This is a genomic window from Pseudomonas sp. PF05 (genome assembly GCF_056521845.1).
The window spans coordinates 955,953-982,754 of the sequence record NZ_JBWLPW010000001.1; the positions used below are offsets into that span (position 1 = coordinate 955,953).

General features: G+C 59.6%; 23 protein-coding genes. 8 read left to right on the forward strand and 15 right to left on the reverse strand.

All coding sequences use genetic code 11. The features are described from left to right. Nucleotides 1-29 precede the first annotated feature (29 nt). The 8 genes from AC09SL_RS04265 to argH form a co-directional block, all read right to left on the reverse strand. A complete protein-coding gene (locus tag AC09SL_RS04265; RefSeq protein ID WP_058542133.1) occupies nucleotides 30-1,208 on the reverse strand; it encodes an MFS transporter in 1,179 nt (392 codons plus the stop codon). A gap of 20 nt (nucleotides 1,209-1,228) precedes the next feature. Continuing rightward, nucleotides 1,229-2,620, reverse strand: coding sequence for an MmgE/PrpD family protein (locus AC09SL_RS04270; protein WP_058542134.1), 1,392 nt, complete (start codon nucleotides 2,618-2,620; stop codon nucleotides 1,229-1,231). Then, nucleotides 2,617-3,504 (reverse strand): polysaccharide deacetylase family protein, encoded by an 888-nt coding sequence (locus AC09SL_RS04275; RefSeq protein ID WP_064106793.1) that lies wholly within the window; start codon nucleotides 3,502-3,504, stop codon nucleotides 2,617-2,619. The genes AC09SL_RS04270 and AC09SL_RS04275 overlap by 4 nt, the downstream gene beginning before the upstream one ends. Then, nucleotides 3,497-4,345 (reverse strand): polysaccharide deacetylase family protein, encoded by an 849-nt coding sequence (locus AC09SL_RS04280; protein WP_058546318.1) that lies wholly within the window; start codon nucleotides 4,343-4,345, stop codon nucleotides 3,497-3,499. The genes AC09SL_RS04275 and AC09SL_RS04280 overlap by 8 nt, the downstream gene beginning before the upstream one ends. 155 nt (nucleotides 4,346-4,500) lie before the next feature. Further along, nucleotides 4,501-5,325: an ABC transporter substrate-binding protein gene (locus tag AC09SL_RS04285; protein ID WP_058546317.1), complete on the reverse strand. Its 825-nt coding sequence runs from the start codon at nucleotides 5,323-5,325 to the stop codon at nucleotides 4,501-4,503. Nucleotides 5,326-5,364: 39 nt separating this feature from the next. Next, nucleotides 5,365-6,129, reverse strand: a complete 765-nt coding sequence (locus tag AC09SL_RS04290; RefSeq protein WP_058546316.1) for an amino acid ABC transporter ATP-binding protein — start codon at nucleotides 6,127-6,129, stop codon at nucleotides 5,365-5,367. A 10-nt stretch (nucleotides 6,130-6,139) separates the two neighbouring features. Beyond that, nucleotides 6,140-7,018, reverse strand: coding sequence for an amino acid ABC transporter permease (locus AC09SL_RS04295; protein ID WP_058546315.1), 879 nt, complete (start codon nucleotides 7,016-7,018; stop codon nucleotides 6,140-6,142). A gap of 140 nt (nucleotides 7,019-7,158) precedes the next feature. Continuing rightward, nucleotides 7,159-8,586: an argininosuccinate lyase gene (gene argH, locus AC09SL_RS04300; RefSeq protein WP_058546314.1), complete on the reverse strand. Its 1,428-nt coding sequence runs from the start codon at nucleotides 8,584-8,586 to the stop codon at nucleotides 7,159-7,161. A gap of 296 nt (nucleotides 8,587-8,882) precedes the next feature. Here argH and AC09SL_RS04305 point away from each other — a divergent pair, with 296 nt between their 5' ends. Further along, complete coding sequence (locus tag AC09SL_RS04305; RefSeq protein ID WP_058546313.1) at nucleotides 8,883-9,848, forward strand: LysR family transcriptional regulator; 966 nt, start codon at nucleotides 8,883-8,885, stop codon at nucleotides 9,846-9,848. Nucleotides 9,849-10,105: 257 nt separating this feature from the next. On the opposite strand, the gene dctA is transcribed toward AC09SL_RS04305, so the two are convergent. Continuing rightward, on the reverse strand, nucleotides 10,106-11,413 hold the full coding sequence (gene dctA, locus AC09SL_RS04310; RefSeq protein ID WP_058546312.1) for a C4-dicarboxylate transporter DctA: 1,308 nt from the start codon (nucleotides 11,411-11,413) through the stop codon (nucleotides 10,106-10,108). Between the two features lie 101 nt (nucleotides 11,414-11,514). After that, a complete protein-coding gene (locus AC09SL_RS04315) occupies nucleotides 11,515-12,684 on the reverse strand; it encodes a mandelate racemase/muconate lactonizing enzyme family protein (protein WP_058546311.1) in 1,170 nt (389 codons plus the stop codon). Nucleotides 12,685-12,783: 99 nt separating this feature from the next. Here AC09SL_RS04315 and AC09SL_RS04320 point away from each other — a divergent pair, with 99 nt between their 5' ends. After that, the gene (locus AC09SL_RS04320; RefSeq protein ID WP_053187398.1) at nucleotides 12,784-13,659 is read left to right on the forward strand and encodes a LysR family transcriptional regulator; all 876 of its coding nucleotides are present in this window, start codon (nucleotides 12,784-12,786) and stop codon (nucleotides 13,657-13,659) included. An 11-nt stretch (nucleotides 13,660-13,670) separates the two neighbouring features. Here AC09SL_RS04320 and AC09SL_RS04325 read toward each other — a convergent pair whose 3' ends face one another. Then, on the reverse strand, nucleotides 13,671-14,936 hold the full coding sequence (locus tag AC09SL_RS04325; RefSeq protein WP_058546310.1) for an MFS transporter: 1,266 nt from the start codon (nucleotides 14,934-14,936) through the stop codon (nucleotides 13,671-13,673). 183 nt (nucleotides 14,937-15,119) lie between these two features. After that, nucleotides 15,120-15,512: an ester cyclase gene (locus AC09SL_RS04330; protein ID WP_058546309.1), complete on the reverse strand. Its 393-nt coding sequence runs from the start codon at nucleotides 15,510-15,512 to the stop codon at nucleotides 15,120-15,122. A 221-nt stretch (nucleotides 15,513-15,733) separates the two neighbouring features. On the opposite strand from AC09SL_RS04330, the gene AC09SL_RS04335 reads away from it, so the two are divergent. From AC09SL_RS04335 to AC09SL_RS04345, 3 genes are all read left to right on the forward strand, one after another. Further along, nucleotides 15,734-16,159, forward strand: coding sequence for a YciI family protein (locus tag AC09SL_RS04335; protein WP_058546308.1), 426 nt, complete (start codon nucleotides 15,734-15,736; stop codon nucleotides 16,157-16,159). A gap of 23 nt (nucleotides 16,160-16,182) precedes the next feature. After that, complete coding sequence (locus AC09SL_RS04340) at nucleotides 16,183-16,590, forward strand: VOC family protein (RefSeq protein ID WP_058546307.1); 408 nt, start codon at nucleotides 16,183-16,185, stop codon at nucleotides 16,588-16,590. A 195-nt stretch (nucleotides 16,591-16,785) separates the two neighbouring features. After that, a complete protein-coding gene (locus tag AC09SL_RS04345; RefSeq protein WP_058546306.1) occupies nucleotides 16,786-18,528 on the forward strand; it encodes an OPT family oligopeptide transporter in 1,743 nt (580 codons plus the stop codon). A gap of 120 nt (nucleotides 18,529-18,648) precedes the next feature. On the opposite strand, the gene AC09SL_RS04350 is transcribed toward AC09SL_RS04345, so the two are convergent. After that, complete coding sequence (locus AC09SL_RS04350; protein ID WP_133247206.1) at nucleotides 18,649-18,891, reverse strand: hypothetical protein; 243 nt, start codon at nucleotides 18,889-18,891, stop codon at nucleotides 18,649-18,651. A gap of 473 nt (nucleotides 18,892-19,364) precedes the next feature. On the opposite strand from AC09SL_RS04350, the gene AC09SL_RS04355 reads away from it, so the two are divergent. After that, nucleotides 19,365-20,384 (forward strand): substrate-binding domain-containing protein, encoded by a 1,020-nt coding sequence (locus AC09SL_RS04355; protein WP_058546305.1) that lies wholly within the window; start codon nucleotides 19,365-19,367, stop codon nucleotides 20,382-20,384. Continuing rightward, on the forward strand, nucleotides 20,372-23,395 hold the full coding sequence (locus AC09SL_RS04360; RefSeq protein ID WP_058546304.1) for an EAL domain-containing protein: 3,024 nt from the start codon (nucleotides 20,372-20,374) through the stop codon (nucleotides 23,393-23,395). The genes AC09SL_RS04355 and AC09SL_RS04360 overlap by 13 nt, the downstream gene beginning before the upstream one ends. 97 nt (nucleotides 23,396-23,492) lie before the next feature. On the opposite strand, the gene AC09SL_RS04365 is transcribed toward AC09SL_RS04360, so the two are convergent. Next, nucleotides 23,493-24,446: an OmpA family protein gene (locus AC09SL_RS04365; RefSeq protein WP_081264398.1), complete on the reverse strand. Its 954-nt coding sequence runs from the start codon at nucleotides 24,444-24,446 to the stop codon at nucleotides 23,493-23,495. Then, complete coding sequence (locus AC09SL_RS04370; RefSeq protein WP_058546302.1) at nucleotides 24,443-25,267, reverse strand: motility protein A; 825 nt, start codon at nucleotides 25,265-25,267, stop codon at nucleotides 24,443-24,445. Before AC09SL_RS04370 ends, AC09SL_RS04365 begins: the two co-directional genes overlap by 4 nt. 320 nt (nucleotides 25,268-25,587) lie before the next feature. Here AC09SL_RS04370 and AC09SL_RS04375 point away from each other — a divergent pair, with 320 nt between their 5' ends. Continuing rightward, a complete protein-coding gene (locus AC09SL_RS04375) occupies nucleotides 25,588-26,640 on the forward strand; it encodes a flagellin N-terminal helical domain-containing protein (RefSeq protein WP_058546301.1) in 1,053 nt (350 codons plus the stop codon). Nucleotides 26,641-26,802 lie beyond the last annotated feature (162 nt).

A 26,802-nucleotide genomic window follows, 5' to 3' on the forward strand; every position in this document is an offset into this window, starting at 1 on the left:
GTCAGGTAATGGCGGTCGGGGACCGCACGTTACTTTTTCACAATAGCCATTCTGCGACCACTCATGAAGCACAGCAGGCCTCCCATCGCGGTCAGTGCGCCTAACACATAGAACATCGTCGGTGCCGGAGTATGCATCAACAAGTACCCGCAGATTACCGGGCTCAGGGCGCCGCCGAGCGCTGCCAGGTTTTGGGCACCGTAGTAGCTGCCGCGCAGTTCTTCCGGGGCCAGGGTATCGACGAAAAGGAACTCGGCCGGGTAAATGATCATTTCACCGAGGGTGAAAATGAACATCGCCACGCACCAGCTCACCATGTTGTCTGCCAGGCTGAAGCCGATCAGGCCAAGCATGAACAGGCTGGTGCCCGCGGCAATCCAGTAGCGCAGCTTCTCGCGATCGAGGAACCGGCCGATTTGGTACTGCAGCAGGATCACGGTGATGGCGTTGCAGGCGAGCAGGGCGGCCATGATGTCCAGCGCGCGTTTGGAGTCGTGGGTCACCAGCAGGTATTGCGACAAATAGAGGGTGAAGCGTCCGTGTACCACGGTGCTGAGCAGACAGCCGCAGGTGAACATGATCAGGGTACGGTCATTCTTGAGGGTCTTGAGCGTCTTGAGAAAACTGGGTGGTGGGCCAATGGCCGGTGTCGATGCCGGATCTTTGGGGATGCCGGTCATCAGGAAGATGCTGAAAAACGCGATACCACCGGCGATCAGGAACGGCGCGATCGGATAGACACCGGCAATCACCACGCCGAGCATGGGACCGGTGGCATAGCCGATGTTGGTCAGGGTGTAGCGCAGGGAAAACGCCTTGGCGCGTTGGCCGATGGGCAGGTTTTCGCTGAGGATCGCTTTGGAGCCGATCAGGAACAGCGCGGACGCGGTCTCGGTGATCACCACGGTCAGGGTGGTCAGGTAGAGGTTCTGGGCAAAGGTCAGCAGCACGAAACCGATGGCGCTGGAAAGCATCGCCACGATGAGCAGCCGGCGCTTTTCCAGGCGATCGATGACATAGCCGCCATACAGCGCCAACAGGGTGGCGATGAACACCGCAATGCCAAGCAGCAGGCCGACGTCCTGTTGGTTGAGACCCAACTTGTTGCTCAAGAACAGCGTAAGCAAAGGGCTGGTGATGGCACGACTGACCACGATGGTCAGTGAAACGATCATCAAGCGTCGGATAACGAGCGAGTAAGTGGCCACGGTGGTGCAAATATCCTTATTCAGATGTTTGGCGTTCGCCGCAATACCACGTCGCTGCTACTGCGAACAAGCCACCGATCCAGCGTGCGTACCGATTGCAGTTCTTCGATGCGCCACAGTTGCCCCAGTAATCCTTCAGCTTGTTCCTGCGGCATCACCCGCATCGCCAAGCTGAAAAACTTCTCCTGCAGAGCCACATCAGTCAGCGGATTGCCTGGCGCGCCCAATGGCACGTCTACGCACACGCTTGCCTGCCGACCGTCCACGGTCCGCAGTGTTACCACGGGCTCGCCATCTTCGGACAGACGCGGATCGACTTCGAGGTGAATACGCGACAACCATTGGCTCATGTGCGGATCGTTGCGTTGCAGGTCGTCATAGGCCTGCAATCGGCAATGCCCCTGCACCAGCCGCGCGGCCAAGGCATACGGCAGGCTCATTTGCGCGGCTGCAAGGGTACTGACGTCCCGGCCGCCACACATGGTGTGAAGAAACCCGCTCAACCGCACCTGCACGTCTTCGACCTGGTCGAGCCGTACATTCAGTTGATCCAGCAGCAAGCCGAGGGCGTCGATGGCTGAATGGGTGCCGCGGCAGGAGGCATAAGGCTTGATTGAGCACCGGGCGAGCTTCCAGACCGCACCGAGGTCAGCATCCAGCGCTTCGGGCATTGAGGTCGTTGGGGCGAGGGTTTTCAGAAAACCACCCCAAACCTCATCGAACAACTGCGTCGGCCCGCTGATGCCCTGTTGGGCAAACCGCGCTGCCAGAAGTCCACCTTCTGCGGCGCGTCCGCTGTGCAGTTTCTTGCTTTGCGAGCCGTCGTGGATGAAGGCCCACAGGCCACCACTGAAGCTGCCGGCGATGCCCAGCGCCGCAAGGGTTTGCCGCGCATCCAGGCCCAGGATCCGCGCACTGGCTGCTGCTGCGCCGAACACCCCACAGGTCGCGGTGGAATGCCAACCGGCGCCGTTGTGGGCTGAATAGCCACCGCATGCTTCGAGTACCCGCCGGCCCACTTCGTAGCCGATCACGACGGCGCTGATGAGCTCACGACCACTCACCGGCCGTGGGAGCAGTGAAACGGCCGCCATCACCGCCGGCAGCACAACGGCACCGGAATGATCGCAGCCACCGGTGTCGTCCAGCTCCAGGGCATGGGCGGCAATACCGTTGAGCATCGCTGCCTGAGCCGCGCCCACCTGCAAGTCAGTGCCCCAAACCGACACCTCACCGGTTTCACCGGCAAACACCTTGCGCGCCTGTTGCGCGACATCGCTATCGGCGCCGGCCAGCGTTGCGCCGAATGTATCGAGGATGTGCCGCTTGGCTTGCGCCACCAAGGCAGGCGGTAAATCTTCAAAGCGCAGGTCAACACACAATTGCGCCAGACGTTGCAGACGTTCGCTCATAAGACGTAATCCCGATAATGTCGCTCGTAAACTGACGCCGGATGATCCTCAGCGACTGGCGCTGCGGTGTCTGCCCACCACTGCGCGACCTCGGCGCCCGTGGCGATCCACACGTCATCGTGCTGTTGAATGCCCTCGATCAACTCGCGCAACAGGCCTATCCGTCCCGGCGTGGCGATGATTTCCGGGTGCAGGCGAAGCACGTAGCAAAGGCCAAAACGATGGAACCCGGCGAAGTCCATTTGCAGGTTGCCCAAGGTGTGGCTGTAGGACGCGATCCGCGATTGCCCCGGCGGCACCGCCGGGCTCAAGTTGAAGGCGAAGTACGGCTCGTCTTCCAGCTCATAATGCAGGGGGAGTTCAATGACGCTGGGGGCAGTCGGGTGAGCGAATGGCAAGTCATCGCCGCGCCATGACGAGGACCAGTGAATGCCCTGGGCTTTCAAGGCCTCGATGAACCCCGGCGCACCATTGCCCGCCGGGATTCGAAAGCCGACCGGGCGCTGGCCGGTCAGCCCGGCCAGGGCCTCACAGCCCTTGGCGATGTCATCGCTTTGCGCGGCCAGGCCCAGGGTGTCGTAGTCCTGATGACGATAACCGGCGCAGGCGATTTCATGGCCGTCGGCCTGGATCGCCTGAATGTGTCCGGGGTTTTCCTCGGCAACGATACCGGGGACAAACCAACTGCTGGAGACCCCCAGTTCCTTGAACAGGCGGAGCAACCGCTCCACGCCGCGTTGGCTGCCGTAGCGCCATACCGACAAGGTCTTGTCACGCCCGGCGACTTCCGGGGCTTGGGTGAGGATGCCGTGGATGTCGTTGTAATCGACGGTCAGTACCACGGCGCAGCGATAGCCTTTGGGCCAGGGAGTGGAATCAGCCATGGTGATGCTCCTTCAGCCACCACTGGGCGACGTCGCGGCAGGTGGCGAACCACACGTCGTCGCGCTGGCGCATGTGTTCGAAGAGTTTTTCCAGCAGCAGGATGCGTCCCGGCTTACCGGTAATCTTGGGGTGGAACAGGGTGGTCAGGCATAAGCCTTCGTCCATCGCGCCGCCGTATTCGCGGCACCAGTTATCCAGGGTCAGCGCGTAGCTGGCCGTGCGGTCCAGCCCGGACGGGAAGTTCGGCGCACGGGTGTAGGCGAGGGAGGCGTAGTCGTCCATTTCCCAGCGGCCAGGGATTTCCACCAGCGGCGTATCGAACCCCGGCACGTTCACCAGGTACGGTCGATCATCACCGCGCATGCTGCTGGAGTAGGTCACGCCAGCTTGCACCAGCATTGCCGGGGTTTCGGCACGCCAGTCGCCGGACGGCGTACGAAAGCCTTCGGCGTGGATACCCAGGTGTTTCCAGAACACCTCGCGGGAGGTGTTCATCACCTCTTTTTGCTGATCCAGCGTCAGGGCGTAGAACGATTCGTGTTTGTAGCCGTGATAAGCCACCTCATGTCCGCGTTCGACAATTGCCTGGCACTGTCTCGGCCAGTTCTCCACGACCCAGGCCGGGACGAAGAATGTCGTCGGGATACGGAACTCGTCGAGCAAATCGAGCAGGCGGGGTAGCGCCCGGTAAGGGCCATAGCCACCGAACCCGAAGTACTCGGGCTTGCGCCAGATCGAGCCGTTGAGCATGGCGTCACCGGTCGGACCATCGAGGTCGAAGGCCAGGGCCAGGCAGGCTTTGTAGTTGTCAGGCCAGGTGGGTTGAGGCGAGGAGGACATCTGTAGTGCTCCAATAATCTTTCAGATACACAACCACATCCCTGTGGGAGCGAGCTTGCTCGCGATGAAGCCGGTACATTCAACATCTGCGCCGGCTGATCCACCGCCTTCGCGAGCAAGCTCGCTCCCACATTGGATTAGGGGAGGCTGCGCGGTTACTTCCCGGCGTTGATGGTCGCGGTCTTGATCGCCCCCAGTTCCAAGTCCCACTTCTTCAGGATCGCCTGGTAGCTGCCGTCATCGATCATGCTCTGCAGCGCCACCTTCACCGCTTCGCTGAGCTCGGGTTTGTTCTTGCTCACCCCCATCCCGCTGAACTGCTTGGAGATCGGCAGGCCCACGGTCTTGTACATGTCCTTTTCCTGGGTCTTGAGGTAGGGCAGGGTTTCGCTGCCCTGCATGGCCGCATCGATGCGGCTCTGGCGCAGTTGCGCACGGGCATCGGCCGAGCCTTCGGTGCCGATCACGTTGATCGCAGGTTTGCCGGCGGCTTCACAGTTGGCCTTGCTCCAGGCGGCGATTTCCGACGGGAAGGTGGTGCGGCGGCTGGTGCCGACTTTCTTGCCACACAGGTCGACGATGTCGTTGGTGTCCTTGTTTTTCTGCAGGGTGTAGAACTGCGGACCACTGGTGAAGTAGTCGATGAAGGTCACGCTGGCCTGACGTTCGGCGGTATCGGTCATGCCCGACAGCACCATGTCCACGCGGTCGGTGGTCAGGGCATTGATCATTTGTTCGAAACCGGTTTCCTGCCATTTGATCTTCACGCCCAGACGTTCGGCCAGGGCATTGCCCAGGTCATAGTCCAGGCCGGTGAGGGTGTTGGTGGCCGGGTCCTTGAAATCCATCGGCGGGTAGTTTGGCATGATCGCGACGACGATCTCGCCCTTGGCCTTGATGCTGGCCGGCAATTGTGCGGCGAAGGTGAAGCCGGATGCCATAAGGCCTGCGAGTACTGCTGGAATAACGAAGTTCTTCATGGTCGTTCTCTTATGAGTGTTGTGAGCGCCAACGGGCGCTTAGGTTCGAACGGCAGAAATGAAGCTTTGGGTGCGAGGGTTTTGCGGACTTATTAGTATTTCTTCGGGGCTTCCAGCCTCCACGATCTGGCCGCCGTCCATGAACACCATGCGGTTGGAAACCTCGCGAGCGAAGCCCAGTTCATGGGTGACGACGATCATGGTCATGCCGGTCTGCGCCAGATCGCGCATCACCGACAGCACCTCACCGACCAGTTCCGGGTCGAGTGCCGAAGTGGGTTCATCGAACAGCATCAGCTTGGGGCGCATGGCCAATGCACGCGCAATGGCGACGCGCTGCTGCTGGCCACCCGAAAGCTCGATCGGGTAGCTGTTGCGCTTGTCGGTCAGGCCGACGCGGGCGAGCAGCTCCAGGGCTTCTTCGTTCGCCTCCTTGGGCGAACGCTTGAGCACCTGGCACGGTCCTTCGATGATGTTCTGCAGCACGGTCATGTGCGGGAACAGGTTGAAACGCTGGAACACCATGCCGGTGGACAGGCGTTGGCGGGCGATCTGCGTTTCGTTGAGTTCATGCAGCCTGTTGCCGGCGATCCGGTAGCCCACCAGTTCACCGTCGACCCACAGGCCGCCTTTATCGATTTTTTCCAGCTGGTTGACGCAGCGCAGCAGGGTGCTCTTGCCTGAGCCGGACGGGCCGATGATGCACAGCACTTCGCCTTGCTCGACTTCGATGTTGATGTCCTTGAGCGCGTGGAATTGGTCGTAGTATTTGTTCAGGCTCACGGCCTTGACGATGCTTCTCATGGGGGGCTCCTCAGGAACGCTTGCCGGCGCCGCGGGCGAAACGACGCTCCAGGCGGCTTTGACCAAAGGACAGGACGGTGACGGTGGCCAGGTACCAGATACCGGCGACGATCAGCAGCTCCATCACGCGGGCGTTGGCGTAGTAGATGTTCTGGGCGTTGTAGAGCAGTTCCGAGTACTGGATGACACTCGCCAGCGAGGTCATTTTCACCATGCCGATGAACTCGTTGCCCACCGGTGGAATGATGATGCGCATGGCCTGGGGCAGGATGATTCGACGCAGTGCCTGCAGGCGCGGCATGCCGATCGACTTGGCGGCTTCATACTGCCCGGTGTCCACCGAGAGCAGGCCGGCACGCACCACTTCGGCGGTGTAGGCACCCTGGTTGATGCTCAAGCCAAGCAGGGCCGCCACGAAGGGGGTCATCAGGCTCACGGTGTCGATTTCGAACAGGCCGGGGATGCCGAGGGTGGGGAAGATCAGCGCCAGGTTGAACCACAACAGCAGTTGCAGGATCAGCGGCGTGCCGCGAAACAGCCAGGTGTAGGTCAGCGCCACATAGCGCAGGATCGGATTGGCCGACATGCGCATGATCGCGGTGATCACGCCGAACACGATACCCAGCGCCATGGCCAGCACTGCCATGACGATGGTGTTGAGCAAGCCCCACATGATCGCCTGGGAGGTCAGGAACTGGCCGATGTACGACCATTCGATCTTGCCTTCGGCGAAGGCGCGCACCAGGCCGATGAGTGCGATGACGATCACCGTGGCGAAGAAGATCCGCCCGTAGTAGCGCCGGGGCACATGATCGTACTGGGTGATGTCGAACTGGTTTTCCGCCAGCTTGCGCTCCGCCTGGAGTCGTTCTGCCTGTGTCTGGCTCATGGTGGTTCTCCGTACTCGGTTTCGGCGCTATCGCTGTGGGAGCGAGCTTGCTCGCGATAGCGGTGGGTCAGTCCACGTTGATGTTGAAGGTGAAACCGTAATCGCGAGCAAGCTCGCTCCCACAGGTTTTGTGTGTTGCATCAGAGGCGCAAGCCCTGATAGTCCTCGGTCCACTGCTGCTGGGCGGCGAGGGCGGTTTTCAGCCGGCCGATCTGTTCGCGCACCTGTTGTGGCGCGGTCCCGCCCCAGCCGCTACGGGCAGCGATGGCGGCTTCGAGGGTCAGGCTTTCGCGTACTTGCGGTGTGAGGCGCGGATCGATTTCCGCCAGCAGTGCGGGGGAGGCTTCCCACAATTCGATGTCGTGTTTCTCACAAGCCTGGACCAACGCACCGGTGATCTCGTGAGCTTCCTTGAACGGCACGCCGCGCACTGCCAGCCAGTCGGCGACTTCGGTGGCGAGGGTGAAGCCCAGCGGTGCCTGGCGACGCAGTTCTTCGACGTTGACCTTCATGGTCGCAACCATCCCGGCCATGGCCGGCAGCACCAGCAGCAGGGTGTCGACGCTGTCGAGCACGCCGTGCTTGTCTTCGCTCAAATCGCGGTTGTAGGACAGTGGCAAGGATTTGAGGGTGGACAGCAGGCCGGTCAGGTTGCCGATCAGGCGCCCCGCCTTGCCCCGTGCCAGTTCGGCGATGTCCGGGTTCTTTTTCTGCGGCATGATCGAACTGCCGGTGGCGTAGGCGTCATCCAGCGCGACCCAGCGGAACTGTCGCGACGACCACAGGCAAAACTCTTCGGCCAGGCGCGAGATGTTGATGCCGAGCATGCTGGCGATGAACAGGAACTCGGCGACGTGATCGCGGCTGGCCACGGCGTCGATGGAGTTTTCGCAAACACCGCTGTAGCCCATTTCTTTTGCCGATTGCTGAGGCAGGCGCGCGATAGCTGAGCCAGCCATGGCCGCCGCACCCAGTGGCGACAGCGACGTACGCACGTCCCAGTCCACCAGGCGTTGCACGTCGCGCAGCATCGACTGGGCGTGGGCCAGCAGGTGATGAGCAAACACGATCGGTTGGGCCTGTTGCAGGTGGGTGAAGCCGGGGCAGATGCTCTCGATGTGTTGCTCGGCCTGGTCCACCAGCGCGTGCTGCAAGCCCAGCACTTCAACGGCCAGGGTTCGTACGTGGTCACGCAGGAACAGCCGCAGGTCGTTGGCGGTCTGGTCGTTGCGCGAACGACCGGCACGCAGCTTGCCACCCAGGGCGCCGAGGCGTTCGGTCAGCAGCCGCTCGATGAAGGTGTGGACGTCTTCGTCATCCAGGGTCGGGGCGATGCTGCCAGCGTGGTAGTCCGCACCGATACGCTCCAGGGCGTCGAGCATGGTCAGGGTTTCCTGCTCGCTCAACAGCCCGGCGCGCTGCAATTCCCGAGCATGAGCCTTGGAGCCGGCGAGGTCGTACGGGGTGAGCCGGAAGTAACGCTCAGGGCAACGGGAGAGGGCCGCCAGGGCTTCGCAAGGGCCGCTTTTGAAGCGAGCACCCCAGAGTCGGTCGGTGGTTTGAGACATTGTTGTTTTCCTCGTCGGTAACGCGAACTGAAAGGGGTAGTCCGGGCCGTAACGTCGCTGAAAAATAAGCGAGCGAAATCAGGCCAGAGCAGTTTTCAAGGGGGCAGTTGCAACGGAGCGAGAGCTGATCGAAGTGTCAGCTTTTGATGTTTCGAGATCAGTGGTTCGGCACTGATGTCTGGGATTTATTGGCGGTTGCCAAGCCTGGTTTTCTGTGTTCATTATTATTAGGCCAGCTATATTTTTTGTTGTTGGGCACAGATTGTTGGATAGGGCACCAGAGGTAAATAAGCATTATGGAAACCCCACTTTCCAATTCCGGAAACCCGCCGCCGAAACCTCTGCAACGGGCACCGTTAGCCCTCAGTGGGCTGGACTTCAAACTGCTCAAGGTGTTCAAGGCCGTGGTCGAGGCAGGCGGCTTCAGTGCTGCGCAAAATGAGCTGAATGTGGGGCTGGCAGCCATCAGCAAACAGATTTCCGACCTGGAGATTCGTATCGGCATGCGCCTTTGCACGCGGGGGCGGGAAGGCTTTCACCTGACAGAAGAAGGGCGTCTGGTGTATCAGGCGTCAATAGATTTATTTGCCTCGGTCGATAACTTTCGTGACCGCCTTAGTTCCGCGCAAAACGAACTTGTCGGTGATCTTGGCGTGGGGGTCATTGATAATACAATCTCCGATGATAATTCACCGTTAGTTGCCGCACTTAAACGTATAAATGAACAGTCTCCCAAGGTCAGGTTTCAACTTCAGGCCACGCAACTTGATGAGGTTGAAAGAGGCGTCGTCGAGGGGCGATTGGTGGCGGGAATTGTGCCGATTTATCAAAAGCGCGAAGAGTTTGATTACTACGCGCTATACGAAGAGCACTCGGAGGTTTACTGCGCGCTCGACCATCCACTGTTCTCCATGGCGGACGCGGACATGGGGGAAAATGTGCTCAAGGATTACGAGTGCATCAACCATCGCTACGCGATTCATCGCGACAAACTGAAATTTGCCCACTACGACAGCTTTTCCGCCTCGGCAACCCAGGTGGAGGCCGTTGCATTGCTGATCAAGACGGGGCGTTTCCTGGGCTTCCTGCCCCAGCATTACGCCGCGCCGATGGTAGCGCGGGGCGAGTTTCGCGCGGTGCGTCCGGACCTTTTCAACATCGTCACGCCGTTCAGCCTGATACTGCGTCATAACAGTGTGCGCAGCCCCCTGGTCAAGGCATTTGCTCAGGCATTGGGCGTGGACTTAAAAGCCTCGGTTTGATTGTTTGCCGCGTTAAACACTCACGGACACCGGTGGCGAGCGCGAACGATTGACGAAGCTTAGAACCCCAGCATTTACAACAATACTAACGCCGTACTATTGGGCCAATCTGTTGCGTCGATCGATTGAGTCCGCAGCCGAGTGCTGTCAGTCAAAACGCGTCGATGGCTGAGGTGGCTTGTATCCCGCAAGCATTACCTGGAAACCACGACCGGTCATGCCATGTTCGAAGCGGCATGACCGGAGCGCCTTGCGGATTACTTTTGCGCCAGCAATGCCTTTCTTGCTGCCTTTTCGTGTTTCATGGCGGCGATTTCACGCTCGCAGGCCTCGACATCGAACGAGTTGTCCCACTTGGCAATGGCGAGGGTGCCGATGCCGTTACCGATCAAGTTGGTTACCGCCCGCGCTTCGTTCAGGAACCGGTCAATCCCCAAGAGCAAAACGAGGCCGACCAGAGGAATGGAGTGGATGGTTGTGAGCGTAGCAGCCAGCGTTACGAACCCCGCACCCGCCACGCCGGCCGAGCCTTTTGAGGTCAGCAGGAATACGCCCAGCAGAATCATCTGATCCACAAAAGTCAGTGGCGTATTGGTCGCCTGGGCGATAAAGATGGCGGCCATGGTGAGATAGATGCAGGTGCCGTCCGCATTGAAGGTGTAGCCAGTTGGCAACACCATGCCCACGACGGATTTTTTGCAGCCAAGCTTTTCAAGCTTCACCATCATTCGCGGTAGCACGGCTTCGGTTGAGCAAGTGCCAAGGGTGATGAGAATTTCATCTTTGAAATAACGAAGAAACTGCATCAGCGGCATGCCCGTCCATCGAGCGACCGTACCGAGCACGACCACGATGAAAATCAAGGTCGTGATGTAGAGCGCGACCAGCAACTGGCCGAGCGACAGCAAGGTACCGATCCCGTATTTGCCGATCGTGAACGCCATGCCGGCACCGGCACCAATCGGCGCCAGGCGCATGACCATCGCAACGATCTTGAACAGGCCTTGCAGGAACAGATCAAGGGTGTTGATCAGTGGCTTGCTGGTTTCGCCCATTTGAACCAGGGCAACGCCCATCAATACCGAAAGCAGGATGACCTGGAGCATGACGCCGTTGGAGAATGCGCCGATGAAGGTTTGCGGGATGATATTGAGAAAGAAATCAATGGTGCCGCCTTGTTCACTGGCAGCTTGGCTGTATTTGCTGATGGCACTTCCATCAAGTGTGCTGGCGTTGATGTTCATACCGACGCCAGGCTTGACGATGTTGACCACAATAAGGCCGACGACCAGGGCGATGGTTGAAAGAATCTCGAAATAGATCAGCGCTTTTACGCCAATCCGTCCGACTTCCTTGATGCTGCCCATCTTGGCGATACCGACAACGACCGTACCGAAAATAATCGGCGCCAACAGCATTTTGATCAGTTTGATGAAGCCATCGGCAAAGGGCTGGAGCTTGGCGCCGATATCAGGCACGAAGTAACCGATTGCTGCACCGATCACGATGCCGATGAGTACTTGCACATACAACTGGCCATACCAGCGGGATTTGGAGATTTCCACGGGAGCACCTCATTTTATTTTTGTGATGGGCTGTGGCTTGGCGTCGAGAGGGGACACCGGGTGTTGCGGCCTCTTTGACAGAGACCGCAGATAGAGGGTGATCAGCCTTCGCCCAACTCACGCATGACGGCATACAGAGCGGACTTGGCTTCGAAGCCGACACCTGGAATATCCGGCAGGCCGACATAGCCATTTTCGACGCGGATACCGTCGGCGAAGCCGCCAAAAGGCTGGAACACATCGGGGTACGATTCGTTGCCGCCCAGGTGCAGGCCCGCGGCGATGTTCAGGGACATCTGATGACCACCGTGAGGCACTACGCGGCGAGAAGACCAACCCATGTCTTCCATCACCTTGAGGGTGCGCATGTACTCCACGAGCCCGTAGGACAGCGCGCAGTCGAACTGGAGGTAGTCGCGATCAGGGCGCATGCCGCCGTGGCGCAGCAGGTTGCGGGCATCCTGGTGGGAGAACAGGTTTTCACCGGTGGCCATGGGCAGTTCGTAGTGATTGGCAAGCTCAGCCTGGAGTGTGTAATCCAGCGGATCGCCGACCTCTTCGTACCAGAAGAGGTTGTATTTCTTGATAGCTTCAGCGTACGCAATACCGGTTTGAAGATCGAAACGACCATTCGCATCGACCGCCAGTCGACGACCGTCGCCAACCACTTCAAGCACCGCCTCGATGCGACGGATATCTTCATCCAGTGGCACTGCACCAATCTTCATCTTGACGACGTCGTAGCCACGATCCAGATAGCTCTGCATTTCTGCTTTGAGCTTGGTCTGGTCTTTGCCAGGGTAGTAGTAGCCGCCCGCTGCATAGACCCAGACCTTGTCATCTGCCACGCCGTTACGGTAACGGTCGGCCAGCAGGCGATACAACGGTTTGCCTTCAATCTTGGCGACGGCATCCCACACAGCCATGTCGATGGTACCGACGGCAACCGAGCGCTCGCCATGGCCGCCTGGCTTTTCGTTGGTCATCAGGGTTTTCCAGATGGCGAACGGGTCCAGGTTGTTGTTGGCATGGTCGATGAGTGTGTCTGGATCAGCTTCCGTAATACGCGCCAGGAAACGATCACGCATCAGTGCGCCCTGGCCATAGCGGCCATTGGAATTGAATCCGTAGCCGATGACAGGCTTCCCGTCGCGAATCACATCCGTGATGACAGCGACAACCGAGCAGGTCATTTTCGAAAAATCGATGTAGGCGTTAGCGATTGGGGAGGCAATGGAAACAGTTTTTTCACGAATGTCTACGATGCGCATGACGGGGTCCTCTTGTTGTTTGTAGCCCCACGTTATGCTTTGCGATGTCACCCGCCCAATGCTATTAATGCCGCACCCTATGCACAGGAGGCATGGCCCTTGGAACTCGTCTGGCTTGAGGATTTTTCAGCGCTTGCGGAGTACGGCAGCTTCGTTCGGGCGGCTGAAGCGCGGCACGTTACCCAGCCGGCATTCAGTCGCAGAGTGCGCTCGCTGGAGAGTTGGATGGGGGTGCAATTGTTCGTTCGAACGCCTCAAGGCGCGACGCTTACTGAAGCCGGGAGGCAAATTTTGCCTAGTGCTCAGGAGGCTGCCAGGCGCTTGTACAGAATGCGCAACGAGGCTCAAGAGGTTGCGGGGATGGCTGCCAGGTCGCTTCAATTTGCGGCAACGCATTCCCTGTCGTTCACATTTTTTCCCAGGTGGCTTCGAAGCTCGGAGAGCGGTGCCCCCATCGAGGCTGTGCAACTGCACTCCGATAGCATGGCTGTCTGTGAGCAGATGCTGATACATGGCCAGGTGCAGTTTCTGCTCTGCCATCGCCATCCCGATGTTCCACCTTTGCTCGCCCCAGATCAGTTCATCGGCAAGAAGGTGGGTGAAGACGTTCTCGTTCCTCTGGCGAGTGCTTCTGCCAACTTCGGCACCTCGCCTGCGGCACTGCCATACCTGGCTTACACCCATGAGTCTGGATTGGGGCGTATCGTCGCCCACAGGCTGCGTGGCAAAGAAGATTACCTTCACCTCAAGCCACTTTTCAGCAGCCACCTTGCCGCGGTGCTGATGTCCATGGCCTTGGAAAGCAAAGGCGTGGCCTGGTTGCCCAAGAGCCTCACCGAGCAGGAAATGCTGGATGGCCGCTTAGTCAGAGCGCTCGACGAAAGCTGGGATATACCGCTGGAAATTCATCTGACCCGTCCATCGGCGCCACTCAGTCAATCTGCCGAAGCCTTCTGGGCCAGGGTGGGGCAGTGACCAGGCGTGTTTTATGGGACGCGTTGCCAGCAAGCGGTTTTCTTGAAGCTGCGAACGGACACGCCCCGATAGAACGACCAAATAGCGAGCCCCTGCACGACGACCGCTGCTGTCACGACGGCGACGATGGCGTGATTCGGATCGGTGAAGAGGGTGCGGACCAGGCCGAAAAAGGCCGGGGCGAAGGCGTAGGTGGCTTGGCTGATCGCGATCATCAGGGCGATCACCTTGGCGGTTTGTTCTCGGCTGAACTCGCTCTGTGCAATCAGTGGCGGCAAGGAGGTGGCATTGCCAATGCCCGAACCGATCAGTACCACGGCTACCCAGGCCATCGTCGGGTGAAGGTCCAGGCCCAGAAGCATCAGCGTGCCCAGCATCTGGATGGCATACCCGAGGCAGGCCAGGTGCCGGCGGTTCATGCCTTGGATCATCAGGCGTGCGGCGCCGTATCGCCCGCCCATCGCACTGGCAGTGGCCAGACCCATGGCGAAGGAGGCGTCATGCGCCCCCATGCGTCCCACCAGGATCGAGTACAGGTGCGCGATCAAGCCGATCTGGGCGAACAGCCCCAAGGACATGCCGGCTGCCAGGCTGCGGAAACTGGCTGACCTGAGCGTCTGCATGGCGGTCCACGGCGTGGCGCTGGTGTTGGCCCGCTCGGGTTCCGGCGGGGCTGCATTGTCGGGATGCTGTCCCAGGTTTTGTGGGCTTTTGTTGAAGACCAGAAAGGCGAACGCGCCTATGAGCAGCACTGCGACGACGCTGATCAGCAGCGCGGCCGTGGCAAAGCCGAAACGCTCGATCAGCAACACCCACAGCGGTGAAAAGATCACGCCACCCAGGCTGGCGCCGTTGTAGGCCTTGCCCAGGGCCTTGGGTCTTTCCTTGATATACCACGGGGCGATCAGACTGTTGACGGCCGCAGCCCCCAATGTCACCCAACCGATGCCCGAGCAGACAGCGCCGGCATACAACACCCAGAGCTGGTTGGCTTGCGCCCAGATGTTCACGCCGATGCCCAGGACGATGCAGCCCAGCAGGGTGATGGCGGGTATCCCGAAGCGTGCGTAAAGGCGTGGCAGGTTGGCGATGACAATCGTGCCGCTGAGAAAGTGCACGGTCACGGCAGTCGAGACCTGGGCAATCGGCCAACCCGTGCGCTCCATGACCGCTTGCATATAGATCGGCGGCCCATAGAAGCCGATCCCCCAACCGATCATCGCCAGGACGAACGTGCAGGTCAGTACGGTCTTGCCAAAAAAGCGCGTGTGAGTCATCGCCATCTCCTCCAAGGTGGCTCACAGACTATGCGCTCGGCAGGTTCCTCACTTCGAGCTGCGTCGAACAATGGATGTCGAGCATGATTGCTTGTTGGATTTGGTTTTCCGGTAGAACTCCGTGACGCTGCTGCCTGCAGTCACGATGCACAGGTCGTTGCAATTCGCGGCCTGGAGCATCCGCTACGTTGATTGGAGCTGAGCTTCGATCGCTTGCTTGTCGATAATCGACCAGACCTCGCGGATCCTGCCGTCCTCGAACGCGTAGAAGACGTTTTCCGTGAAGGCGATCCGTGCGCCATTGACCGCAAGCCCCAGGAACTCCCCAGCCGGCGTGCAATTGAATGCCAGGCGAGCCGCCAACTTGGGTGGGTCGATCACCAGGAATTCGACTTCAAATCGCAAGTCGGGAATGTCCCGATAGTTCGCTTCCAGCATGCTTTGATAGCCATGCAACCCTAATCGTCTCGCGTTGTGAACCACTTCCTGGTGCACAAAAAGGCCCAGGTTTTGCCAATCCTGTGCATTCAGGCAGGCAAGGTAGTGGTTATAAATGTCGGCAAGATTCGAGGTCATGGGGACGGATTCTCCGTTACGTGTCTGTTCCAAGAGCATAGTCATGCCGCAGTTTCGACCTGCTCTTGACTTCATGGCGAGGAGGCTAAGCTCTCCCAGGCCGCCAACGGCGTCTCGAAAAATAATCGCGTCGACTTGTCGATTTCGACCATTGCCATTCGATTAACCCATAGAGCCGCCACACGGACGGCCTAATCCATCCACTCTCAGGAGATCAGAGCATGCGATTTATGGTGATCGTCAAAGCCAGTCCGGAATCGGAAGCCGGAGAAATGCCCAGCGAGCAATTGCTGGCCGCCATGGGCGCCTACAACGAAGCGTTGGTCAAGGCCGGGGTGATGCTCGCCGGTGAAGGCCTGCACCCCAGTGCCGAGGGCGTACGCGTGCAGTTTTCCGGCAAGGACCGGACGGTGATCGACGGGCCCTTTGCTGAAACCAAGGAGCTGATCGCCGGTTTCTGGATCTTCAAGGTCCAGTCACTGCAGGAGGCCATCGATTGGGTCAAGCGCTGCCCGAACCCGATGGTCAGCGACAGTGAAATCGAGATCCGCCAGATCTTCGAGCTCGAGGAGTTCGGCGAGTCCTTTACTCCCGAATTGCGCGAGCAGGAAGAACGCCTGCGGACGCAGATGTCCGGCCAATCGTGAAGCCAATTACAGGAGACCCCACCATGAGAATCATCCCTTACCTGACCTTCAACGGTCACTGCAAGCAAGCCTTCGCCTTGTATCAGGAGGTACTCGGTGGCGAGCTGTTTTCCATGTCTTTTGCCGAGGCACCTGAAGAAACCGGGATGCCCAAGGATCCCAATCTGATCCTGCACACCTGCCTGACCGTCGGCGCTTTCAGTCTCATGGCCTCCGACTGCCCGCCAGGCCAGCCGTTTCGCAAGCCGCAAGGCGTGTCGGTCTCGCTCAATGTCGACAGCGTGGAGGAGGCCGAGCGGCTGTTCAATGGCTTGAGTGCAGGTGGCAGCGTTTACATGCCCTTGGAGAAGACCTTTTGGGCGCAACGCTTTGCCATGTTTGAAGACCGCTTCGGGATTGCCTGGATGGTTAATTGCGAGGGGGAAAAATAAGTCGAGCGCAGCCCATGGATGGACGACTCGGGTGAGCACGCTCCACGGTTTTGCCTCTGTCAGGTGAACCTTGCGCCAATACTGCTTTCACTTATTAAGTTGCCGTTTTAAGTGGTCCTGTGGGAGCGAGCTTGCTCGCTCCCACAGGGGTCAGTCTGAATTTGGCCGCTGTCTCAGTGCCGATAAGGAATTCGCATGCACCCAATCTCGTCCACATTCCCCTTGAACGCCACCGTCGAACGCGAGCTCAGCCCGCGTGCGGTCAGTACGGGCATCGTCCTCGGTATCCTGCTGACACCCTCCAATGTCTATGCCGGGTTGAAGATCGGTTGGTCGTTCAATATGTCGATCATTGCCTTGCTGATCGGTTATGGCATCTGGCAAGGCCTGGCGAGTCGGTCGGTGGGTCGATTGCCCTGGACGCTGCACGAAAGCAACATCAACCAGACCGTGGCCTCTGCCGCTGCGTCGATCATTTCCGGTGGGCTGGTCGCGCCCATCCCGGCCTATACCTTGCTGACCGGCCAGCAGTTGGACGCCATTCCCATGGTGGCCTGGGTCTTTTCGGTGAGCTTCCTGGGGGTCTGGATTGCCTGGTACCTGCGCCCCTCACTGCTCAATGACAAGGCACTGAAATTTCCCGAGGGCATGGCGACCCTGGAAACATTGCTGCACATCTACAACCATGGTCACGAAGCCGCGACGCGCTTGAAGGTGCTGCTCAGCGCCGCGTTGCTGTCCGGGCTGGTCAAGGCGCTCGACACCTTCATGTGGGCCATCCCGCGCTGGTCTCCGAGCGCCCAACTGGAGCGCCTGACGTTTACCGCCGACCCTTCGCTGTTGTTAGTGGGGTTCGGCGGGATCATCGGTATTCGCGTGGGCCTGACCCTGCTGCTCGGTGCCCTGCTGGCGTGGGGCGGGTTGGCGCCGTGGCTGCTGGCGCAAGGCCTGGTGCAGTTGCCGGATGGCAGCAGCGGCCCGCAATTCGCGGCGCTGGTGGAGTGGTTGCTCTGGCCGGGGGTGAGCCTGATGGTCTGCTCGACCCTGGTCTCGTTGGCGATTCGCTTGTGGGCATTGCACAGGTCCACCAAGACGGGCGGCGGGGCGATCTGGACGATACCCAAGCCTGGGCCTGCTGCTGGTTTCGTACTGGCTATTTTCCTGGTGGTGAGCTTGCAAGTGCTGTTGTTTGGCATCAACCCATGGATGGCCCTGTTGACCATTCCCTTGGCGATCTGCCTGGCGGCGGTGGCCGCCCGGGTGGTCGGCGCCACGGGCATTCCACCGATCGGGGCCATCGGGCAATTGTCCCAGTTGAGCTTTGGCATCGTCGCGCCGGGGCAGGTGCCGATCAACCTGATGAGCGCCAACACCGCCGGCGGTTCGGCCGGGCAGTGCACCGACTTGATGAACGACTTCAAGGTCGGCCGGGCGATTGGCGCTACGCCGCGCAAGCAGTTGATCGCCCAGACCCTGGGGATTTTCGTCGGTAGCATCGTCGGTGTGTTGGCTTACCTGGCCCTGATCCCCGACCCGCAAACCATGCTGCTCACCGAAGAGTGGCCAGCCCCGGCAGTCGCCACCTGGAAGGCCGTGGCACAAACTTTGACCCTGGGCCTGGATTCCTTGTCAGCGAGCATTCGCTGGGCGATTTTCATCGGTGGCCTGGTCGGCTTGTTGTTGGGAGTCCTCGACAGCCTGCTACCGGGGCATCGGGCTCGCTACCTGCCAAGCACGGCGGCCTTGGGCCTGGCCTTCGTCCTGCCGGCCTCGGTGTCACTGATGATGGCCCTCGGTGCGGTGCTGACGTGGCTGGTGAACTGTCGCTGGCCGAGCCTCACGGAACGCTTCGCCATCACCGCGGCGGCGGGGTTGATTGCCGGGGAGAGCATTACCGGGGTGGGGGCGTCGTTGTGGCAGATGCTTGGGAATGGGTGAGGAGCGTACAACGATCAAAGTTCGGATGTTGCACGCCGCCCTCACGTTCAGCTGAAGTTTTTCAGCCCGCGTCCAGGGCTGTTTAGCTTGCTTCTAGGTGCGCCGTGCCCGCTCTAATTACTAAGGCTGGCCTGTGGGCTTGGTGGAGACGATTTTGCCGTAACCTTCTACTGGCGATGCCTCATTGACCACCAATACACGTTCTTTGCGACACTTGAACTTCACCCCTTTGCGCGGCGCCATGACTCTGGTTGTCTCCATGCACATTGCCTTGGAAGCAAAGGTTGGCCCTGGTTGTCGCTGCTCGACACAGCCTTCGAAGCCACTGCAGATCGTCATCACAACAAAATAGACAGTCATCATCTCGGTGTCGCTCCATTGAGTGATGCGGTTGATTACATCCTGTAGTCCAGGTCGGCGGCCCAAACGTTTAGCGGGGTTGCCTACCGATGATGAGCTTGGATTTAATGCCCCAGCAATGGCACATGGATACCGCGCGTCGGGAAACCGTCACTGTATTAATTTATTTTTATCTCGTCGTTAACTTCGCCAATAACTTGGCGTCACCCGGGCTACATGGACGTCAGCAGAACCGGCTATCCTTTTGGAACACCGCATTCTTGGCAAAAAGGGAAGCCATGCCCGACTTCGATCGCACCACCGGCCCCAGACACGGCACCACATGCGGTGATCGAATCTGTTCGATTGGGCCCAGGGTACGAAGGTCCTGGCGGCTGCAAATGGCTTCAATAACGATTTCCTGTCTTTTCACGGCAACGTCCGGGTACGGCCAGGACCTGCCAACCGCAGCGGGTCTCGAAAACGCCACCGTCACAGTGGTTCAAGCGCAGGAAGTCGTTGCCAGGGCCTCCCTTGGCGCCGTGCGCTGGAGCGGCCCGGTATCCGGCCCGCAAGCCCAGCGGGGCAAGAGCATCGCGCTGGTTGCAGAAGATTTGCGTAACGGAGGCATTGTCGGCGTCGCGCAGGGGGCCCGTGAGGCCGCCAGCGCGTTGGGCTGGACGCTGAAGATATTCGATGGTGCCGGCTCATCGGCCGGGCGCGCAAAAGCCTTTTCCGATGCCCTGGCCGCGAAGCCTGACGGCCTCATCCTGTGCGGCTCCGATGCCCTTGAGAACAAGGCGGCGCTGCTGCTCTTCGCCAACAAGGAGGTGCCGGTGGTTGGCTGGCACGCCGGGGTGCGCCCCGGGCCGATTGAAGGCACTCCGGTGGCCATGAACGTCACGACCGACCCGCTTGAAGTGGCGCGCCTCACGGCCATGGCGGCAGTGGCGCAGTCAGACGGACGCGCCGGCGTGGTCATCCTGACCGACTCCAAGTACAGCATTGCCATGGCGAAAGCCAAGGCCATGGAAGACGTCATTCGGGCCTGTCGTGAATGTACGTTGCTGGAGGTGCGCGATGTGGCGATCTCCGAAAGTGGCGAGAAGATGCCGGCGATCACCAAAGAATTGCTTCAGCGCTATGGCAAGCGCTGGACCCATACGTTGGCCATCAACGACATCTATTTCGACTACTCGATTGCCTCGCTGACCAGCGCCGCCATACCCAGTGACGGCATCAGTCTGTTGTCTGCCGGTGACGGCAGCGCTTCGGCTTTCTTGCGCATACAGGCAAAAACCTACCAGACCGTTACTGTGGCCGAGCCGCTCAACCAGCATGGCTGGCAAGTGATGGATGAATTGAACCGATTGTTTGCAGGTCAACCAGTGAGCGGCTTCGTCGCGCCGATTCACTTGGTCAATGCCGACAATATCGCCTTCGATGGCGGGAAAAAATTCCAGTACGATCCTGACAATGGCTATCGAGACATCTATCGCCACCAATGGAATCCCTGATGTTGGACATGACTTCCCGGCTTGGACGCCAGCTATTGCCACAATCGCTGCGCGCACAATTCACCCTGGCGTTCCTGACGCTGGCGCTGCTGATCCTGGCAGCGGGCGCCACGGCGGTCTACGCGTTGCGCACCTCAAACAGCGCCACTGGTCAGCTGACGGATGAACGACTGGTCCGCATGCAAAATGGGCAAGACATGGTGCAGCGCACCTTGCTGATCGAACGCCAGACCGACCAGCTGCTGACAACCCGTTCCCCAGACATCCTGCGTTCAAGCTATGCGGCGACCGTCGAACAGCTTGAAGCCCTCGATCAACGGGTGCAGCAACTGACTGCCGCGAACAGTGGCGTGGCGATACTCGACATGCATCAGTCGAGTCAGATGTTCCGCAATACCGCTAACATCGTTGCGCAGTTACGAGAAAGCCTACTGCAAACCGAAGTCAGCTTCGAGCAGGCCCTGGAGGATCAAACCGCCCGATTAACGGCGACCCAGACCCGGGCCAGCCTCGAACTGGCGGTGCTGCTTTTCGATCTGCCGCAGGCGGTCGACAGTGAGGCCGTGCAACGGCTGCGGACCCGCTACGAGCACCTGTCACGCACCGCAGGCATCTTACCCGACGCTGATGTGCAGACGCCGGATCTCTTTTCCCTGCGCCAGACGCTCATCAATCAGCAGGACGTCCTGCAGCGCTTCAATGAGCAACTCAATGAGGAGGCCGGGGTCCTCGTCGCGCTGGCCCGTACGCAATCGGACGCCTACACCCAAGACTATCGCGATGCGGTGCAGCGCCTGGTCGAGGCCTCCAATCGCAGCCAGCAATGGGTGCTGATCATGTTGGGCGCCAGCCTGGTGTTCGCCTGGTTCGTGACCCGGGTTTTCATGGGCCGCCATGTGCTCGTGCGCCTGAATGAAATAAGCCGGCAATTGCGTCAGGAACACACGGACAAAACGCATCTGTTGATGGCCGACCATGGGAAGGACGAGATCGGCAACATGGCGCGGGCGGTGAATCAATTTCTCAAAGACCGGCTTCAGCTGGAGAAAAGAACGGCCCAACTGAGTATCGCCACAGAGCGGCTCGCCGTGCAAAACGACCGATTGGAGCAGGAGGCCATCGTTCGGGCCGGACAAGGTCATGTCCTGGAACTGATCGCCAGGAGCACCGAGCTTGCAGAGGTGCTCGACAGCCTGGCGCACCTGGTCGAGTCCCAACTGGAGGGCATGAAGGTGTCCATCCTGGTGCTGGACGAGGAGGGCAAGCACCTGCTGCACGGGGCTGCACCCAGTTTGCCGAAAGCCTATAGCGAACTCATCGACGGGATCGAGATCGGTCCGAGCGTCGGCTCCTGCGGTACCTCGGCCTATCGCCGAGAGCCGGTCATCGTCACGGACATCGACCAGGATCCACTGTGGCAAGCGTACCGTTCACTCGTTGCGCCCTATGGGTTTCGCGCCTGCTGGTCGACGCCGATCCTGTCCCATGAGCGCAAGGTCCTGGGTACGTTTGCCTTGTATGCCAACACCGTACGCAGCCCCAGCGCGGCCGAGACGCAACTGATCGACATGGCGACACCGCTTGCTGGCATTGCGATAGAACGCCAACTGACCGAAAAGCGCATTCGCTTCATGGGCGATCATGACGCCCTGACCGGGCTGCCCAATCGCACGCTGCTCGAAGACCGTCTCAAGCAGGCGATGCTATATGCCCAGCGCTACAACCGGTTGGTGACCGTGGTGTTTCTCGACCTGGACAAATTCAAACTGGTGAATGACAGCCTTGGGCACAGTGCCGGGGACGAACTGCTGAAAACCGTCGCCCAGCGCATGTTGGGGTGTGTACGGCGTATCGACACGGTCGTGCGACTGGGCGGCGACGAGTTTGTGATCATCCTGTTCGACCAGCCCTCGGACCTGGACGGCGTGACGCCAGTGCTGCACAAAATCCAGGAAGCCATCCTGCGGCCGATTCAACTCAGCGGCCATACGCTCCATGTCACCTGCAGCATGGGGTTGTCCACTTACCCGGCCGACGGCACGGATACCGACACGCTGCTCAGCAATGCTGACGCCGCCATGTATCGGGCCAAGGAGCTGGGGCGCAACAGCTTCCAGTTCTACACGAGCGAGATGAATAACAAGGTCCAGGGCAAGCTCGCCATGCAGGACGGGCTGCGAAGCGCACTCAATAACGACGAGTTCCTGCTGCTGTACCAGCCACAAGTGGATTTGCAGTCAGGCCAGATCATCGGCGTGGAGGCATTGATCCGCTGGCAGCATCCCGAGCTGGGCATGGTCTCTCCCATCAAATTCATTCCCCAGGCCGAAGAGACCGGGTTGATCGTGCCCATCGGCGACTGGGTGATTCATACCGCCTGCAGACAGAACAAGGCGTGGCAGGATGCCGGTTGGCCGCCGATCACCATGTCGGTGAACATTTCCGCCCGACAGTTCATCGAAAGGGACCTGATCGACCGGGTGATGCATGCCTTGCAGGAAACCGGCCTGGACCCGATGTACCTCGAGCTGGAACTGACCGAAAGCCTGATCATGCAAGACCTTCAGCAAGCCATCAGCAAAATGAAGGCCCTGCAAGCCATGGGGATCAGCCTCTCGATCGACGACTTCGGCACTGGCTATTCCAGCCTCGCCGCACTGAAAAGTTTCCCGATCGCCAGACTCAAGATCGACCAGTCGTTCGTGCGCGATCTGCCCGACAACGAGAACGACAAAGCCATCGCCACCGCCGTGATTTCGTTGGGGCACAAGCTGAACCTCAAGGTCATTGCCGAAGGTGTCGAAACCCAGGAACAGCAAAGCTTCTTGCGTGATAACGGCTGCGATGAAATCCAGGGGTACTTTTTCAGCAAAGCGGTCAGCGCGCAGGAAATCGGTTTGTTGCTGCGTACCCACCGGGTACCTCAAGCGAGCCGCCTGGCGAGCCCTGGTTCGCCCAGGCAAAACAAACGCGATGTAAAACGCCCGAGCGGTCCAATGTCTGGGAATTGATGACGCAGCGTGCTGTAGCGCTGCTGTGCCAGGCCAAGTGCATATCTGGCAATCGATATATTGCCTGCTCGCCGGTTACCGCAACGAGGACATCATCCTAGCGCTCCAGAATGAACTCCACTCGACGGTTGCGCGCGCGACCTTGGGTTGTTGAGTTGTCGCCTAAGGGACGGGTGTCTGCATAGCCGACTGCGGTAAGGCGGTCGCTGCTGATGCCGTTGCTCTGCAGGTAGCGCACGACGCTGCCGGCGCGGGCGCTGGAGAGTTCCCAGTTGGAGGGGAAGCGTGAGCTGCGGATGTCCTGTGTGTCGGTGTGGCCGGCGACGATGACTTTGTGTGGGACGCTTTCGAGTATCGGTATCAGCTGTTGCAGGACTCTCAGACCGCCGAGGTTCAGGTCAGACTGGCCGGAGGGAAAGATGATCTCACTGCTGATCCGGAAGCTGACGGCGCTTTCGCTGGCGACCACTTCAATATCGCTGCCCAGCTTGTCCAGCGGCAGTTCATTGAGCAGATCCTCAACACTGGGTTTGACCGGAGCCGGGGGCGCAGGGATTACAGTGGCGGGCTCAGGGGCTGGCACCTCGATCGTCGTGGCGACTGAGGCGACCAGGTCCGGGGCTACGGCTTCAGTCGCGGTTATGGGTTCTGGCGTGGGTTCCGGTTTTGGTTCGACCGCTGTCTTGGCCTGCGGCGCGAGCAACAATGCCCCGGGCGGATCCAGTCGGGTCAGTTCTTTTGCGTTGAAAATCTGGCTCAGGTTGAAGTCGCCTTGGTGTGGGTGGTCATGACCCCTGCCGGCCATGGCCAGCATGGCCATGGTGACTACCAGCAACAGCGTCATCATGTCCAGGTAGGTCATCATCCAGGCGTCGCTCTCGGTGTCCTCCGAGGCATTGGCAATCGCTGCCGCTGCTGCGGTTTGCCGTTTCAGGCCACGATGACTCTGCCGAGCCTGCATAAGCTCTATTTCAAGGGCCCGGTGACGAGCCAGCCAGTGCTGATGATCGGTCACAACGTTTCCCGAAGCGTAGCCATTGAACGCACTCATGTTCGCAGGTTCCACTTGATGGGCATTCGCTTGCGGCTCAGGCGAGGAGGGGCGTCACGCAGTTCGTTCTGATGTTGGGCGACGAAGGATTTCAGCGTTTCACGCATCAGGCCCGGGCTGCGCTTATTGGACATCATGGAAATGCCCTGCAGGATCATGTTCATCAGCACCACCCGCTGTTCAGTGCGGCGCTCGAGTTTGACCGCGACCGGTTTGAACACCAGGTTGGCCAGCAGCACGCCGTAAAGGGTGGTCATGAGGCCGACGGCCATTTGCCTGCCAATGGTGATCATGTCGCCGTCGCCGAGCACAAACATGAGGTTCACCAATCCCACCAGTGTGCCCAGCATGCCGAAGGCCGGGGCGTAGCTGGCCATGACCCGAAACAGTTGCGCCTCGGCCTGTTCCTTGGCGCGCAGTCTTGAAATGCGCCATTGCAGCAGTTCAAGGATGTCGTCTTCCGGTGTCTTGTCTATGACCAGTTGTACGCCGCAACGCAGGAAAGGATTCTTGACCTGATCCAGTGCTCCTTCAACGGCTCGCAAGTCGCCGTCGATCCACAGGCGCGACAGGCTGACCAGTTCATTGATGTCTTCCTGGGTGTACTCGCGCTCGTTGCGGATCACCGTTTTGATGAGGCTGAAGATTCGCAGCACTTCGCTCAGCGGATAGCTGATGAAGGTCGCGGCAAACGTGCCGACCACCACAATGCCCAGGCTCGGTATATCAATGAACAGCCCGGGTTGCTGCGCGGAAAACACCAATAGAACGGCCAGCAGCAAGAGACTGGCGAGCATACCGATCAGGGTTGAGGGGTTCATGCGGCACTCCTGGGGACAACGCTCGGCACCTTCGACGTGGCGTGGGTGCGATTAAGGCAAGGCTGGCTTTATACCGTGGCCGGTGCTGTTTCAAACCCGCTAATACAGCCACTTTTCCTGGCGAAATCTGCGCTACGGAAAATGGCTGTCGAGTCTGCAAGGGGAGAGAACATCGCGTTCGAAATTTTTTTCAGGGTTGGCTAAAGGTGAGTGATCGGATCGCCGATGTTCGCAATGTCTGTACGGCAACGGCGCTGAAAGCAACGGGCGTCGGATTCTGAATGTGTCACTAGCACCTCCCCACGAGAAGGAACTGCAAAATGTCAGTTATCAATACCAACATCACCTCGCTGATCGCTCAACAAAACCTGAACGCTTCGGAAAACAGCCTGAGTACTTCGATCGAACGTTTGTCGTCCGGTCTGAAAATCAACAGCGCCTCCGATGACGCCGCTGGCCAGGCGATCGCCAACCGCATGAGCTCGCAGATCACTGGTCTGGAGCAGGCGAGCAGCAACGCCAGCGACGGCATCTCCCTGGCGCAGACCACCGAAGGCGCCCTGGATCAGGTCAACGACAACCTGCAGCGTATTCGTGAGTTGGCCGTTCAGGCCGCGAACGGCACCAACTCCCAGTCCGACTTGCAGTCGATCCAGGACGAGATCACCCAGCGTCTGGACGAGATCGACCGTATCTCCGAACAAACCGCGTTCAACGGCGTGGATGTATTGGCGTCCGACCAGACGATTACCATCCAGGTGGGGGCGAACGATGGTGAGACCATCGATATCAAACTGAGCGAAATCAACGCCGAAACGCTGGGGCTGGGGGACTTCAACGTCAACGGCTATGACACGACGCTGACCGCGGCGACCTTGTCGGACGAATCGGGCACCGCGATCACTTCGACCAACACCAGCTACGTCGACAAGTCTGGCACCACCATCAGTGGCGGCACCTTGTCCACAGACGCCGATGGTGACTACTTCCTGACCGTGGACGGTAAAACCTACGCGGCCGAAGTCACGCTGACGACCAGTGGCACCACCACCACGGCGAGCATCAGCATCGACACGGAGAACGCGGTTACCAAGAAGTCGACAAACACCCTGACCACGCTCGACAGTGCGCTCAATACCGTCGACTCCATGCGTTCGGACCTTGGTGCGGTGCAGAACCGCTTCGACTCGGCGATCACCAACATTTCGACCACCACCACCAACCTGACATCCGCCCGTTCGGGTATCCAGGACGTGGACTACGCCACTGAAGTGTCGGCGATGACCAGTGCCCAGATTCTTCAGCAAGCAGGTACCTCGGTATTGGCCCAAGCCAACTCCATGCCGGAGCAAATGCTGTCTCTGCTGCAGTAAACATCAGGCATTCGTCGCACGCGTCAGGAAGGGGCCAGCGCCAGCTGAGCCCCTTTTTTTCGTTGTCTGGTCACCACGCAATACCGCGTTATCGCGGGGCTGGCGTGGGTTTATCCGGGCTTTGCCGCAGCAAGTGGCGCGATAGCATTGCGGCAGACTTTT

What these genes read in the sequence shown, in the direction of transcription:
- AC09SL_RS04345 (WP_058546306.1), top strand. Translation starts at nt 16,786, where the DNA reads ATGCACCCAATCTCGTCCACATTCCCCTTGAACGCCACCGTCGAACGC.
- AC09SL_RS04375 (WP_058546301.1), top strand. Translation starts at nt 25,588, where the DNA reads ATGTCAGTTATCAATACCAACATCACCTCGCTGATCGCTCAACAAAAC.
- AC09SL_RS04270 (WP_058542134.1), bottom strand. Translation starts at nt 2,620, where the DNA reads ATGAGCGAACGTCTGCAACGTCTGGCGCAATTGTGTGTTGACCTGCGC.
- AC09SL_RS04275 (WP_064106793.1), bottom strand. Translation starts at nt 3,504, where the DNA reads ATGGCTGATTCCACTCCCTGGCCCAAAGGCTATCGCTGCGCCGTGGTA.
- AC09SL_RS04335 (WP_058546308.1), top strand. Translation starts at nt 15,734, where the DNA reads ATGCGATTTATGGTGATCGTCAAAGCCAGTCCGGAATCGGAAGCCGGA.
- AC09SL_RS04285 (WP_058546317.1), bottom strand. Translation starts at nt 5,325, where the DNA reads ATGAAGAACTTCGTTATTCCAGCAGTACTCGCAGGCCTTATGGCATCC.
- AC09SL_RS04290 (WP_058546316.1), bottom strand. Translation starts at nt 6,129, where the DNA reads ATGAGAAGCATCGTCAAGGCCGTGAGCCTGAACAAATACTACGACCAA.
- AC09SL_RS04365 (WP_081264398.1), bottom strand. Translation starts at nt 24,446, where the DNA reads ATGAGTGCGTTCAATGGCTACGCTTCGGGAAACGTTGTGACCGATCAT.
- AC09SL_RS04305 (WP_058546313.1), top strand. Translation starts at nt 8,883, where the DNA reads ATGGAAACCCCACTTTCCAATTCCGGAAACCCGCCGCCGAAACCTCTG.
- AC09SL_RS04325 (WP_058546310.1), bottom strand. Translation starts at nt 14,936, where the DNA reads ATGACTCACACGCGCTTTTTTGGCAAGACCGTACTGACCTGCACGTTC.
- AC09SL_RS04360 (WP_058546304.1), top strand. Translation starts at nt 20,372, where the DNA reads ATGGAATCCCTGATGTTGGACATGACTTCCCGGCTTGGACGCCAGCTA.
- AC09SL_RS04340 (WP_058546307.1), top strand. Translation starts at nt 16,183, where the DNA reads ATGAGAATCATCCCTTACCTGACCTTCAACGGTCACTGCAAGCAAGCC.
- AC09SL_RS04330 (WP_058546309.1), bottom strand. Translation starts at nt 15,512, where the DNA reads ATGACCTCGAATCTTGCCGACATTTATAACCACTACCTTGCCTGCCTG.
- AC09SL_RS04295 (WP_058546315.1), bottom strand. Translation starts at nt 7,018, where the DNA reads ATGAGCCAGACACAGGCAGAACGACTCCAGGCGGAGCGCAAGCTGGCG.
- AC09SL_RS04370 (WP_058546302.1), bottom strand. Translation starts at nt 25,267, where the DNA reads ATGAACCCCTCAACCCTGATCGGTATGCTCGCCAGTCTCTTGCTGCTG.
- argH (WP_058546314.1), bottom strand. Translation starts at nt 8,586, where the DNA reads ATGTCTCAAACCACCGACCGACTCTGGGGTGCTCGCTTCAAAAGCGGC.
- AC09SL_RS04315 (WP_058546311.1), bottom strand. Translation starts at nt 12,684, where the DNA reads ATGCGCATCGTAGACATTCGTGAAAAAACTGTTTCCATTGCCTCCCCA.
- AC09SL_RS04280 (WP_058546318.1), bottom strand. Translation starts at nt 4,345, where the DNA reads ATGTCCTCCTCGCCTCAACCCACCTGGCCTGACAACTACAAAGCCTGC.
- AC09SL_RS04350 (WP_133247206.1), bottom strand. Translation starts at nt 18,891, where the DNA reads ATGATGACTGTCTATTTTGTTGTGATGACGATCTGCAGTGGCTTCGAA.